The following is a 13,260-nucleotide window of genomic DNA, read 5'->3' on the forward strand; positions in this document are numbered from 1 at the left end:
TTTAGGAGGTAATGATGAATAAATTAAAGAAAAATATAATTTTTATTCCAATAGTAACTACTATTATTTCAACATTAGTTTTATTTTATTTAAACTTTGGACAAACAGCTAACTACAATAAAGAATATTCATCTTTTTTACAAGATATAACTAATAATAATGTATCTAAAGTAACTATTAATAATAGCTCAAAACTAACTGTAATTTTAAAAGATGGTAGTAAATATTCTACAGAAAATCCTAATAGTCCAACTTTAAAAGAAGAATTATTAAAGAATAATATAGAAATCTCTGATGAAAATATAAGTAGTCCATCAAAAACTTTAACTTCTATGGCACTTTTAATATCAGTTATATCTATTGTTTTTATAACAATAAATAAAAGAAGCTCTAGTACATCTAAAATTTCAAATTTAGATATTCAAGATTTTTCTAAAGGAGAGAATACCTTAAATTTTAATGATGTTGCTGGAAATGAAGAAGCTAAAGAAAGTCTTATGGATATAGTAGATTTTTTAAAAAACCCTGAAAAATACAAAGAATATGGAGCAAGAATGCCAAAGGGAGTTATACTTTATGGTTCTCCTGGTACTGGTAAAACTCTACTTGCAAAAGCAGTTGCTGGAGAAGCAAAGGTTCCATTTTACGCATTAAGTGGATCTGATTTCGTACAAGTATATGTAGGGGTTGGGGCTGCTAGAATTAGAAGTTTATTTAAAAAAGCAAAATCTCATGGCAGTGCAGTTATTTTTATAGATGAGATAGATGCTATAGGTAAAAAAAGAGGTGGCTCAAATTCATCAAATGGAAATGATGAAAGAGATCAAACTTTAAATGCCCTTTTAACTGAAATGTCAGGCTTTGGTGAAAAGGAAGGTATAGTAGTTATTGCTGCTACTAATAGATTAGATACCCTTGATTCAGCACTTTTAAGACCTGGAAGATTCGATAGACATATAGAGGTTTCATTACCTGATTTACCTGCAAGAGAAAAGATAATTTCTCTTCACTTAGAAAATAAGCCTCATAATGAAATAAACATAAAAGATATTGCTAGAAAAACTGCTTATTTTTCAGGAGCAAAAATAGAAAGCTTAATTAATGAAGCTGCTATAATAGCTGCTAAAGAAAACTCTGTTTCATTAACACAAACTCATATTAATAAAGCTTATTCAATTGTTCTTGCAGGCTATGAAAAAAAAGAAAGAAGTCATCATTTAGACGAAGATAGATTATTAACATCTTATCACGAAGCTGGACATGCTCTTCTTTCACTTATAAAGCTACCTGAAGATAAAGTTTCAAAAATAACTATTATTCCAACTACCAAAGGTGCTGGCGGATATACTCTAACTATCCCTAAAGACACTTCATACCAAAGATTAGATTATCTAAAAAATAGAATCATGGTATTACTAGGTGGTAGAGCTGCTGAAGAAATAATCTTTGGAAAAGAAAAAATATCAACAGGTGCAGAAGGAGATTTAAAACAAACAACTGAAATGGCTATGGCTATGATTTCAGAATACGGTATGGGAAACACCCTAGGACTATTAAAACTATCAAGCCTAGGACAACTTGCTACTACCTATGGAAATCCTGTAGTTGAAGAATGTAGAGAATTAGTTAATTCACTATATGAAGAAACAATAAATGTTTTAAAAGAAAATAAAGAAACATTAGATAAAATAGCTATGGAACTAATGGATAAAGAAACCTTAGACGAAAAAGAAATATACACACTTTTGTAATTAAAAATTAAAAATTAAGAATGAAGAATTAAGGAAAAAATCCTTTGGATTTTAACAAAAGGTGCTTCGCACAAACTTAAATTAAGTTTTGCTGTGCAAAACAACCTTAATTCTTCATTTTTCCTTCTTCATTCTTAATTTTAAGCCATTCCTATTATTAATCCTATTATATAAGGAACTAACCATATTAACCAAACTACAATACTGAATTTATGAAAGTTTTGTAGTTTTTTTGTATCTTTTTTAAAAAACACAATAGTAGCCCAAACTGCATGGAATAGCATTAAAACTATAGCTAATGCTCCAGTTATACCATGTGGACTTAATAAACTTCCTTCAGTTGCAAGTGTAGACATTATGGTTGTCCCAGTTGTATCAAATATTAATCCAATCCAAAAAATAATTACATGAAACTTTTTTAATGTTCCACTTTTTCTTTCTGAAAATACACCTATTGTATAAAAAATAAGTGCTAATGTTATGGTGATAATCGCCATAATTAATTTACTGCTCATATTATACCTCCAAAATTTAAATTTATTTCAGAAAAATTAACCCCTTTTAACTTTTCTGAACACTGTTCATTATAATTTTCTATATTTTATTTGTCAATGTTTTTTTACTTTATTTTCTATTTTTATACAGTTGACAAATTAATTTCTTAATTTTATAATGAACATTGTTCATATAGTTTTTTATATTATAAATATTAATTATTAAAAGAAGGTTGATTGGTATGGTAGATAAAAAATTACTATTATTTTTAGCTGGATTTGTATGGAGTATTGCTGGCTACAATGTATTACATATAGGCTGTCAATCATATATTGGCAATATATCATTAAAGCTTATTACTCTATCAATAATTATATTTTTATTTTTTAAATATTTAATTTTTAATAAAATGGTAAAAAAACATACTAAAAGAATTATTGAATACAAAAATTCAAAACAATGGTTTTGGAAATTTTTTGATATAAAATCTTTTATAATTATGGCATTTATGATGTCCTTTGGAATAATTGTGCGTGTAAATAATCTGGCTTCAGAATCATTTATTGCATTCTTTTATACAGGCTTAGGTTTTGCATTATTATTATCTGGATTTAAATTTTTTTATATTTATATAAAGGTTAACTTCATTAATAATCTCTAAAAAATAAACCCAGTAAGAGTTATATTTTCTTACTGGGTAATTCTAAATTTATATTTTAAAAATACTAATCATTTCATTTAATTTTTCTGCAATGTGAGCTTGATTTTCTGTTGCCTTTGATATATCTTCCATCGAAACTCCAACTTCGTCTAATCTTGTTAAAATTTCTTCTGAATTATATGATGTTTGCTCTACATTAGAAGCAATTGATTTTGTTACATTTGTTATTTCATTAGTTGACGCATTTAACTCTTCAGTCATTGCTGCAATACTTGTAGATAAATCACTTACATATTCAGAATCTTTTTCATAACTTAATCCTGTATCTATTAATAACTGATAATCTTCCTTTACATTACTATTGATAAATTTTAGTAAATCTTCTGAATGTAAAGTTAGATTATTAACTGATTTTCTAACATTCACTATAATATTTTGTATTTCCTTAACATCCTTAGATGATTTTTCTGCTAATTCTCTTATTTCATCTGCTACTACTGCAAATCCTTTTCCATGCTCTCCTGCTCTTGCTGCTTCAATAGCTGCATTAAGTGCAAGTAGATTTGTTTGTTGTGCAATAGATGCAATTGATTCTGCAAATTTCATAATTTCTCCAACAACTTTACTTTCTTCTATAGCTTCTAAAATTCTTTGATTTTTTTCTTCGCTTAATTTATCAGCTATTGATTTAGATTCATTACCTTTATTCCTTATCTCTATTGCTCTTTCCTTTATATTATTAGCTTCATTATTACTTTCCATAGAATCTGAAGATAATTGATTTATTCCTGAATCTACTTGTACTACTGTTGCTGATAATTCTTCAGTTGTAGCATTTATTTCTTGAATACTTGTTACAATTAAAGTTGTATTTTCTATAATTTGTGTAAAGTTATTTGTTATTTCTCCTATATTAGCTGATAACTCTTCACTAGAAGCTGATACTTCTTGACTTTGATCAATAATATCTTTTACTAAATTTCTTAACTTTTCTTTAGCATTATTAAGAGCAATAGAAAGTTTTGCAAATTCATCTTGTCCAGTTATTGAGGTTTCGTATGTAAAATCTCCTTCACCAAGAGCTTCTGCAAATAAAAGCATATTCTTGATTTTTCTAGCAATAGCAAGTGATATTATTCCACCTATTATTAATGAAATTACAGCTCCAATTAAACTCGTAACTATTATACTTTTTAATTTAAATTTATATGTATCTCTATTATTATTATTTTTAATTGTCAAACTATTTTGAGTATCCCCAATTAAATTATCTATAATTGTCCCTACTTCTGTTCTTACTTCAGTTATCTTAGGTAGAATTTTTTCTGCTTCTTCATATCTACCTTCCTTAGCTAAATATAAAGCTTTATCTCTAATAACTTCATACTCATTAAATGCTATTAATAATTTTTCATACTTTTCCTTAATTTCAGTTGGATGATCAAGCTTTGCATAATCTTCCAGTTCACTATCTATTTGATCATCTAATGTATTTATATTCTGTATAGAATTTTCAGTTTTTTTAGAATCCTTATAAAGAACACCATTATCAATTTCTGCTCTTATTAACAATAGTTTTTCTTTAATAACTCGTAGATTTTTTATGCTTGTAAAATCATAATTAAATATTTCCTTTGAATTATTATTAATAGTTTTCATTCCAGTAATACCAATAAATCCTACAATATTTAGCATGATTACACAAAGTAAAAAACTAAATAATAACTTTGCCTTAACAGACGTTTTTTCAAAAATTTTCACTTGTTCTTCCCCCTAATCGTAAAGAACACTACATAAGAAATCATAACTAAATATTGCAATTAGAAATAAATATTTTTTATGTACTTCTACACCTCAAAATTTAAATTCTCCATTCTTCGATAGTCCCTTTAAATAATATTATTTAATTTATAGTATAATAATTGTATTAATTACATATTACAACAATATTATAATAATATGCAATTAATATATATTAAGAACTCAAATTTATATAAATATAACTGATTTTTAATTATTATTTTATATAAATTCGAGTTATATTTTTAGGTTTATATAATTATTCAAATATATTTTTAAATTAACATAATATATATATAATTTTTTTACCTATACTTCTCTATCTATAATTTTTATTTTTTATTGTTAGGTTTATTTCTCGAGAATCATAAATTTCTTCTATAACTTCTTCATCATTTTTGAAATAGCTTATTGACTTTGGAAAAATACTCACAGTTAGTTCCTCCTTTTTATCTCTTCCTTTTTCAAAAATTAATTCTCTTATGGAATAACCATAATATACTCCATCTTCATCTGGTCCACCTGTATCTAATCCAATTCCTTCTTTATTTATAAAATCTTCTCCTCTTATATCTATACTAACTGAATACATAATTGGATCATCAATTTCAATTTTACTCTCAACTTTATATACTATTAATAAATTCTCTCCATTAAAATCTACAGCTTCAATATTAATAGTAAGATTTTCTGTATGAAACTCTTCTTTAACTGATAGTCCATTTTCTGTATACTTAATTCCTAATCCCCATTTGTTATTTAATACCTTAAGAACTGGACCAAATATAGGTAGTTCTTCTGCCAAGGAAGGCTTTACAAAGTTAGTTCCTATCAATATAGCAATAAATACTCCAGCAACCTTCAATATATTTTTTCTAACCTTCTTTTTATTCCCTGACTCTATATCTTCATATATTTTATTAACCTTTTCTCTTAAAGAATTTGGTATCTTAATGTCATCTTTATTAGAAAGACTCCTTAACTTTTTATCTAAATCCATCATTACACTATCTCCTTTCCATTCATACTTTCAGCAATTTTAGACTTTGCTCTAGATAATCTTGATTTAACTGTACCTTCTGGAATTCCTATAATATCTGAAATTTCACTTATTCTTAAATCTTCAAAATAGAACAAAGTAATAACTAGCTTAAGATCTTCTGGTAAGGAGTCAACAGCAATCTTTAAATCAAAATCTTCATATTTATCCTTGTACTGTTCTTCAACAACCTTATCTAAACTTATACATTTTTTATTAAAGTTATAAATTTTATTACATTCATTTATAAGAATTTTTATAAGCCAAGTTTTAAACAACTCATCATTCTTTAAACTTTTAATATTAGAATATGCCTTAAGTATGGTGTTTTGTATGGCATCTTCTATATCATCTTCTTCCTTTAATATTTCTTTCCCTACCCTGTACATACTTTTAAGATTTTCATCTATTAATTTAGTAAAAGCTTTTCCATTTCCCTTCTTAGCCTTATATACTAAATCCAACTTTTTTAATCTAAACATTTATTCCCCTCCCCTTCATTCTTACCTATTAGATATATCTACCCATTAAAAAGTTCACACCATATTAAAAATATTTTCCAAAGAATAAAAAAGAGATACACATTATATTCCTTGTTCCGTCGCATGCGCTCCAAGTCAACCTCATACAATGCTTATCTCTTTGCAAATTTAAGAAATTAAATTATAAAAATATTGTTCACAGAATAAAATTTTTATAGTTGATCTAAATAATATTTTTTAATTCATTATATAATTCTACTTTATTATCAATATCTATTTTATATAAATTATTATTTGGTATTCTAATATATCCAGAACTCCATACTTCTATTATTCCTGGCTTGCCATCTATACTTTCAAATAAAATAAATTCTACTTCTCCAGTAACATCACTAAAATTAAATATTCTTTTATATTTGTATTTTTCTAATAAATTAAATACATTTTCACCTTGTTCTGAGGATAAATTAATACTATCTTCATTAGTAATATTTCCATATATGTTTATGGTATCATAATTTATTTCACTCCTTATATCTATAGCTTTATATATATTTACTGGACTTGAATAATAAAAAATATAACCAATACAAATTACTAATACAATTGCAAAAATACCAAGATTATTTTTATATCCTCTTATTATATCTTCTTTTTTATTCTCATCTATACTATCAGCTTTTTTCTTTTTAACTAATAAAATAAAATTGTAAATTATAAATATTATAGTTACAAAAGCTATTCCTATAGAAAATAAGTATAAATAATTACTTATCATCCTATCCCTTCCCTTCTTATATTAATTAATAATTGCTAAGTATATATTCTCTCAATTTTAATATATTTTATAAAAATACTGATTAACCTTTCAAGTAAAAAGTTAGTCCAACACTTTTAATGGCGTTGGACTATAATTATCATTTATTTTTTATCTACTTGATACTAACAAATTACTTTGTTAACTTATCAATAATAGACATTATTTCCTTAATTTTTTCTTTCTGATCTCCTGTCTCGAAAGAGTCCTGTACACAACTTCCCAGATGAGCATAAAGTACATCTCTGTTAATATTTCTTAATATAGCTTGTGTTGCCATAAGTTGATTAGAAATATCTATACAATATCTATCATCCTCAACCATTTTTAAAATACCTTCGATTTGACCTCTTGCAGTTTTTAAAAGTCGGATTGCTTTTTCTTTATCTGATTTCATATCTATTCCTCTTTCTAAGATAAATTTACTTTTTTAGCCAAATAGCCCTTTCTTTTCTTTAATAGAAGTAACTTTAAAGCCAACTTCATTTAAAGCATCTACAAATACTTTATCATCAATATCCTTTGATAGAGTAACATTTGCAATTTTATTTTCAAGATCTACTTTAGCTTCTACACTATCAATTTTATTTAATGCTTTTGTAGCTTTAGCTACGCATTTTTGACAACTCATACCTTCAATTCCTATTATCTTTTTGGTTACTTTCGCATCTTTTTCAATGTATTTTTCTTTATCATGTTTTGGTTTAAATAGTTTCAATCTTAATGCATTTGATACAACAAATACAGAACTCATACTCATTGCTGCTGCTCCAAACATTGGATTAAGCTTCCATCCGAAAGCTGTGAAAAATACTCCAGCTGCTAATGGTATTCCTAAACTGTTATAGAAGAATGCCCAGAATAAGTTTTCTTTAATATTTTTAATTGTAGCCTTACTAAGTTGAACAGCTGTTACAGCATCTAATAAATCACTCTTCATTAAAACTATATCTGCTGATTCAATAGCAACATCTGTACCTGCTCCAATGGCAATACCTACATCTGCTCTTGCAAGTGCAGGTGCATCATTAATTCCATCACCAACCATTGCAACCTTTTTACCGCTTTCTTGTATAGTACGGATTTCTTTTTCTTTATCTTGTGGTAATACCTCTGCAACAACTCTATCAATGTGTAGTTGTTTTCTAATTGCTTCTGCAGTTTTCTTATTATCACCTGTAAGCATTACTACATCTATTCCCATAGCTTTAAACTGTTCTATAGCTTCACGACTTGTAGCTTTAACTACATCTGCCACAGCAATAATTCCTAAAAGTTTTTTATCATCTGCAAAGTATAGTGGTGTTTTACCATCCATAGCAAAAGCATCTGAAGTTTCCTTATAAGATCCTATATTAATTTTTTTATCTTGCATTAAAGCTAAATTACCTGCAATATATTGTTTTCCATCTATTTTAGCAACTATACCTCTACCTGAAATAGCATTAAATTCCTCAACCTCTTTAAAGCTTATTCCCTTCTCCTTTGCATTTTCAACAATAGCTTCTGCCAAAGGATGCTCTGAAGGTTTTTCTAGTGATGCAGCAATTTCTAAAAGATTTTCTTCACTTTCTCCATTTGCAATAATTATATCTGTAACTACTGGTTTTCCCTCTGTAATTGTACCAGTTTTATCTAGAACAACAGTATTAATTGTATGCAAACTTTCTAAAGCTTCTGCTGATTTAATTAATATTCCATTAGATGCACCCTTACCAGTTCCAACCATAATAGCAACTGGAGTAGCTAATCCTAATGCACAAGGACAAGAAATTACTAGTATTGCAATTCCTATAGATAGTGCAAATTCAAAAGGCTGACCTAATATTAACCATACAATTGTAGCTACTACTGCTATAGTAATTACAATAGGAACAAAGATTCCACTAATTTTATCTGCCATTTTAGCAATAGGTGCTTTAGATGAACTAGCATCTTCTACAAGCTGAATAATTTGTGCAAGAGTTGTATCATCTCCAACCTTCTCTGCTCTAAATTTAAAGAATCCTGTTTTATTTATTGTAGCTGCTATTACTTTATCACCTACATTTTTTTCAACTGGTATACTCTCACCTGTTAAAGCTGCTTGGTCAACGGATGAGCTTCCTTCAATAATAACTCCATCTACAGGTATGCTTTGCCCTGGTCTTACAATTATTATATCATCCTTAACTACATCCTCAACTGGGATTTCAATTTCCCCACCATCACGAAGAACTGATGCTGTTTTTGGTGCAAGATCCATTAATTTAGATATTGCCTCAGAAGTTCTACCTTTTGCTCTTGTTTCTAACATCTTACCAAATGTAATTAATGCTAAAATCATTGCTGCAGATTCAAAATATAAATCCTTTGAATATTGATTGACAATATTTAGATCATTATGACCTAACCCATATCCAATTCTAAAAATTGCAAATATCCCATATACTAAGGCTGCTGATGAACCTATAGCTATAAGCGAATCCATATTAGGTGAGCCATGGAATAAAGTTTTGAAACCAACTTCATAATACTTACGATTTACATAAATAATTGGTATCGTAAGTAATAATTGTATAAAAGCAAAGCTTATTGCATTTTCTGCTCCCATTAACCAACTTGGATGTGGAAGATTAAACATATGCCCCATTGATACATACATTAAAGGAATTAAGAATGCAAATGAAATTATTGTACGCTTCTTCATTTCCTTTATTTCTGTTTCTACTGGATTAACTTCCTTTTCTTTTGTACTATTAGCATTTGCTCCACGTACAAATTCAGATGCTCCATACCCTGCATCTACTACCGCCTTAATAATTTCTGATTTATCTATATTATTTTCGTCATAATCAACAGTCATACTATTTGAAAGTAAATTTACATTTACAGATTCAATACCTGATAGTTTTTTAACTGCCTTTTCAACGCTAGATGAACAAGCTGAACAAGTCATACCTGTTACATTAAACTTTTGATTCATACTATCACCTCACTATTATTATATCACTGCACCCCCTGGGGGGTGTCTAAATTAATATTATATCTTATTTTATTATTTGTCAATAGTTGTAATTTTATTTATAATATGAATACTAAAAATATCTAATACTACTAATACTACTGATTATATACTGGAGCTTTTCTTTATAAAAAAGAACCTATAGATAGACTCACTTTTATAAGTGTCTATCTTATAGGTTCCTTTTTTATTGAACAGTCCAAGCTTTTAATTATCCTCTGGATAAGGAATTACATATGCATCTTTAAGTCCTTCTTTTTGTAGTCTAAGTACTTCCTCTTCTGCTTCTTCGTAGTCTCTATAGTATCCTATACAAATTCTCCAGCCTTCTCTTGTAGGTGTTTTGGGTTTCTTAATTGGAGTATCTATTAAAACTTTATTTACCATTGTTAAGCAAGCTTTAGCAACCATGTGTCCATATTTTATACTATCAAAGCTTTTTTCTACCTCTTCATTGGATATAAATTCTGCTTCAATTATAACTGCTGACATTTTAGTTTGTCTTAAAATAGTATAACTTGCTTCCTTTATTCCTCTATCCTTAGATTTTAAATTAGCCAGTATTTCATCTTTTAAAAATCTCGCTAATTCTTCTGATTTATCTCCTTTTTCAAATACAACAATTTCAGTTCCAGTAACAGAATTATCTATAAAGGAGTTCATGTGGAAGCTAACAAAATAATCTGCACCCCAGTTATTTGCAATATCTACTCTATCCTTTACATCTAAATACACATCAGATGCTCTTGTAAGTAATACTATCTCGCCATTTCTTTCTAGTAATCTTTTAGTTTCATAAACAGCTTCTAATACAATATCAGCTTCTCTTCTACCATTTTTCCCTATAGCTCCTGAGTCACTTCCACCATGTCCTGCATCCAATACCCATTTTGCCAACTTTTTCCCTCCTGTTATTTATATAGTAATCATATAAATATTGTATTACTTTATAATTCATTATACTTTCAGGTTATCTAGTTGGTTACAAAATTTATTTTTATATGTTATATTTTTACATTCTATTACAACAGAATTCATATATTTTGTTTAAAAACTCTTCTATATTATTTTCTTTAGCAATTCCCTGTGCTAAATTTTTACTTCCTCCACCTTTTCCATTAACAATATTAGAAAACTCTCTAAATATTTCTCCCATATTTAAATTATCAATATTCTTTGATGAAGCAAGTATTATATTAGATTTTTCTTTATTATTTATTGCAAATAAACATACAATATTTTCTCTCTCGCATAATCTATTAGCAAGTTTTGTTACATACTCTACAGATTTATCCTTAAATATATTTTTTATAATTATTTTATTACTATTATTATTTTCTAATAATGACCTAGCTTCATAATTTAAAAGTTCCTCTTCTAACTTTTTCTTTTCTATCTTTACTTCTTCTAATAAGGCTTTTATATTCTTTATTCCACTTAAAGCTTCTTCTTCATTACTACTTAAATAACTACATATTTCTCTTAATATATTGTCTTTATTTAATGAATCCTTAATAGCTCTATTTCCTGCTAAAAATTCAATTCTAGTGTTTCCTTTATTTTTTTCAAACTTTTTTATCTTAATCATTTTTAAGTCTGAAGTTTTACTTGGATGCACACCACAACAAGCATTTATATCTAAATTTCCTATTTTAACAACTCTAATTTCATCTTCAGTATTAGGTAAATCTCTTCTTAAATTAATACTACTCAACTCTTCATTAGATGGAACTAGAAATTCCACATCAATATTATTTCTTATAACTTCATTTGCAAAGCTTTCAGCTTCTCTTATTTTTTCTTCATTTAATACTCCAACAATATCTACAGTGCTTATTTCTTTTCCTAAATGTATGCTTACAGTATTGGCATTAAATAATTTATAAAAACATCCTGATAAAATATGCTGTCCTAAATGTTGATGCATTCCATCTTCTCTTCTATCCCAATCTATACTGCATAAAACATTAGATCCAGTATTAACTTCACCATCTAAAACATGATATATTGTTTTATTATTTTCATATACCTTTAAAACTTTTTTATTATCTATGTATCCTAAATCACATAGTTGTCCTCCTCCCCCTGGGAAAAAGGCTGTTTTATCTAAAACTACATGATATTCATCATTAACTTTTTCTACTTTTAGCACCCTAGCACTAAACTCTTTTAAATATTGATTCTTATAATATAACTTTTCCATGTTGTTCACCTACTCTTTACTTATATCTACTAGCCTATAAATTTCTTTAGATACTTCTGCTATTAATTCACAAGCCTGTTCTCCCCAATCTAAGACAAATCTTTCATCTTCTCCACCATCTTCATAGGATTCATAACTTAATTCACCTACATCCTTAGTTAAAACAACTAATATATATGGATCATCACCATATATTATACCTACATCATGATAATATCTATAATAATTTCCAATCTTATGAGCAACCTTATCGTACTCTATATACTTATCTAGCCTATCATGATAATTTGTTTCAGTCATATAATTTATAAGATTATTATAATAAGGATTATTCTCTGGATTTTCATATAGTCTTTCTAAAACTTTTCCAAATTGATTTGCTGTAGTGTAATTCCCATATGGAATATTATTATCTCCTGAAATATTTCTCATATAATCTGTAATACTTAAAGTTGTTACTCTACTTAACATATTTTTAGCTATATTATCAGAATCAACAATAGATAAATATATAGCTTCATCTATAGTTAAATTCGGAATTTGATCTAAATAATATAAGGAGCCACTTCCCCCTTCTCTATCTGATTCTATAAAATAAAGTATATCATTTATTGATTTAGTACCATTATTAACATCATCTAATATAGACATACATAAAGGTACCTTTGTAGTACTTGCTGCAACATAATAGGTATCTCCATTTAAACTATACTCTTCATTTGTATTTAAGTTTTTAAAATAAATTGCAACATTATCTTTATATTCTCCTAATATTTCATTTACTTTTTCATCAATTAATTCTATTAAAGGCTTTTCATTTGTTTTATCTATTTCTTTTTTCTCATATAATTCTTTTATTTCATTCTCATTAATAACTAAATCTTTTTCATTTATTATATTATTATTTTCTTTATATACACTTTTATCTTTACATCCTACTGTTATTGATATTAATAATGAAAGAAGTATTACATATATTTTTTTCATGCCATTCCACCTTTGTAGTAA

12 protein-coding genes are annotated in these 13,260 nt (G+C 27.2%); 2 read left to right on the plus strand and 10 right to left on the minus strand.

Annotated elements, in window-relative coordinates; translation table 11 throughout:
• Positions 1 to 14: 14 nt before the first annotated feature.
• Positions 15 to 1,751 carry an ATP-dependent metallopeptidase FtsH/Yme1/Tma family protein gene (locus H9660_RS05610; RefSeq protein WP_191749382.1) on the plus strand — a complete coding sequence of 579 codons (1,737 nt, stop codon included), beginning with the start codon at positions 15 to 17 and terminating at the stop codon, positions 1,749 to 1,751.
• Positions 1,752 to 1,891: 140 nt separating this feature from the next.
• Here the strand turns inward: H9660_RS05610 and H9660_RS05615 are convergent, their stop codons facing one another.
• Positions 1,892 to 2,266: an HsmA family protein gene (locus H9660_RS05615; RefSeq protein ID WP_191749383.1), complete on the minus strand. Its 375-nt coding sequence runs from the start codon at positions 2,264 to 2,266 to the stop codon at positions 1,892 to 1,894.
• A 221-nt stretch (positions 2,267 to 2,487) separates the two neighbouring features.
• Between H9660_RS05615 and H9660_RS05620 the strand changes: the two genes are divergently transcribed.
• Positions 2,488 to 2,907, plus strand: coding sequence for a hypothetical protein (locus tag H9660_RS05620; protein WP_191749384.1), 420 nt, complete (start codon positions 2,488 to 2,490; stop codon positions 2,905 to 2,907).
• Between the two features lie 48 nt (positions 2,908 to 2,955).
• Here H9660_RS05620 and H9660_RS16590 read toward each other — a convergent pair whose 3' ends face one another.
• The 9 genes from H9660_RS16590 to H9660_RS05665 form a co-directional block, all read right to left on the minus strand.
• Positions 2,956 to 4,668: a methyl-accepting chemotaxis protein gene (locus tag H9660_RS16590; RefSeq protein WP_191749385.1), complete on the minus strand. Its 1,713-nt coding sequence runs from the start codon at positions 4,666 to 4,668 to the stop codon at positions 2,956 to 2,958.
• 358 nt (positions 4,669 to 5,026) lie between these two features.
• On the minus strand, positions 5,027 to 5,710 hold the full coding sequence (locus tag H9660_RS05630; RefSeq protein ID WP_191749386.1) for a DUF4179 domain-containing protein: 684 nt from the start codon (positions 5,708 to 5,710) through the stop codon (positions 5,027 to 5,029).
• Complete coding sequence (locus H9660_RS05635) at positions 5,710 to 6,228, minus strand: RNA polymerase sigma factor (protein WP_191749387.1); 519 nt, start codon at positions 6,226 to 6,228, stop codon at positions 5,710 to 5,712. The genes H9660_RS05630 and H9660_RS05635 overlap by 1 nt, the downstream gene beginning before the upstream one ends.
• 223 nt (positions 6,229 to 6,451) lie before the next feature.
• Positions 6,452 to 7,006: a hypothetical protein gene (locus tag H9660_RS05640; RefSeq protein WP_191749388.1), complete on the minus strand. Its 555-nt coding sequence runs from the start codon at positions 7,004 to 7,006 to the stop codon at positions 6,452 to 6,454.
• 172 nt (positions 7,007 to 7,178) lie between these two features.
• Entirely contained in the window at positions 7,179 to 7,442 is a 264-nt protein-coding gene (locus H9660_RS05645) for a metal-sensing transcriptional repressor (protein ID WP_191749389.1), read from the minus strand.
• 33 nt (positions 7,443 to 7,475) lie between these two features.
• Positions 7,476 to 10,010 carry a heavy metal translocating P-type ATPase gene (locus H9660_RS05650; RefSeq protein ID WP_191749390.1) on the minus strand — a complete coding sequence of 845 codons (2,535 nt, stop codon included), beginning with the start codon at positions 10,008 to 10,010 and terminating at the stop codon, positions 7,476 to 7,478.
• A 246-nt stretch (positions 10,011 to 10,256) separates the two neighbouring features.
• Positions 10,257 to 10,946 (minus strand): N-acetylmuramoyl-L-alanine amidase, encoded by a 690-nt coding sequence (locus H9660_RS05655; RefSeq protein WP_191749391.1) that lies wholly within the window; start codon positions 10,944 to 10,946, stop codon positions 10,257 to 10,259.
• 115 nt (positions 10,947 to 11,061) lie between these two features.
• Positions 11,062 to 12,252 carry an alanyl-tRNA editing protein gene (locus H9660_RS05660; protein ID WP_191749392.1) on the minus strand — a complete coding sequence of 397 codons (1,191 nt, stop codon included), beginning with the start codon at positions 12,250 to 12,252 and terminating at the stop codon, positions 11,062 to 11,064.
• Positions 12,253 to 12,261: 9 nt separating this feature from the next.
• The gene (locus tag H9660_RS05665) at positions 12,262 to 13,239 is read right to left on the minus strand and encodes a serine hydrolase (protein WP_191749393.1); all 978 of its coding nucleotides are present in this window, start codon (positions 13,237 to 13,239) and stop codon (positions 12,262 to 12,264) included.
• Between the last annotated feature and the right edge of the window lie 21 nt (positions 13,240 to 13,260).

It is taken from the genome of Clostridium gallinarum (assembly GCF_014836325.1).
Lineage (GTDB): Bacteria > Bacillota > Clostridia > Clostridiales > Clostridiaceae > Clostridium > Clostridium gallinarum.

What these genes read in the sequence shown, in the direction of transcription:
- H9660_RS05665 (WP_191749393.1), bottom strand. Translation starts at nt 13,239, where the DNA reads ATGAAAAAAATATATGTAATACTTCTTTCATTATTAATATCAATAACA.
- H9660_RS05615 (WP_191749383.1), bottom strand. Translation starts at nt 2,266, where the DNA reads ATGAGCAGTAAATTAATTATGGCGATTATCACCATAACATTAGCACTT.
- H9660_RS05645 (WP_191749389.1), bottom strand. Translation starts at nt 7,442, where the DNA reads ATGAAATCAGATAAAGAAAAAGCAATCCGACTTTTAAAAACTGCAAGA.
- H9660_RS05660 (WP_191749392.1), bottom strand. Translation starts at nt 12,252, where the DNA reads ATGGAAAAGTTATATTATAAGAATCAATATTTAAAAGAGTTTAGTGCT.
- H9660_RS05650 (WP_191749390.1), bottom strand. Translation starts at nt 10,010, where the DNA reads ATGAATCAAAAGTTTAATGTAACAGGTATGACTTGTTCAGCTTGTTCA.
- H9660_RS05610 (WP_191749382.1), top strand. Translation starts at nt 15, where the DNA reads ATGAATAAATTAAAGAAAAATATAATTTTTATTCCAATAGTAACTACT.
- H9660_RS05620 (WP_191749384.1), top strand. Translation starts at nt 2,488, where the DNA reads ATGGTAGATAAAAAATTACTATTATTTTTAGCTGGATTTGTATGGAGT.
- H9660_RS05630 (WP_191749386.1), bottom strand. Translation starts at nt 5,710, where the DNA reads ATGATGGATTTAGATAAAAAGTTAAGGAGTCTTTCTAATAAAGATGAC.
- H9660_RS05640 (WP_191749388.1), bottom strand. Translation starts at nt 7,006, where the DNA reads ATGATAAGTAATTATTTATACTTATTTTCTATAGGAATAGCTTTTGTA.
- H9660_RS05635 (WP_191749387.1), bottom strand. Translation starts at nt 6,228, where the DNA reads ATGTTTAGATTAAAAAAGTTGGATTTAGTATATAAGGCTAAGAAGGGA.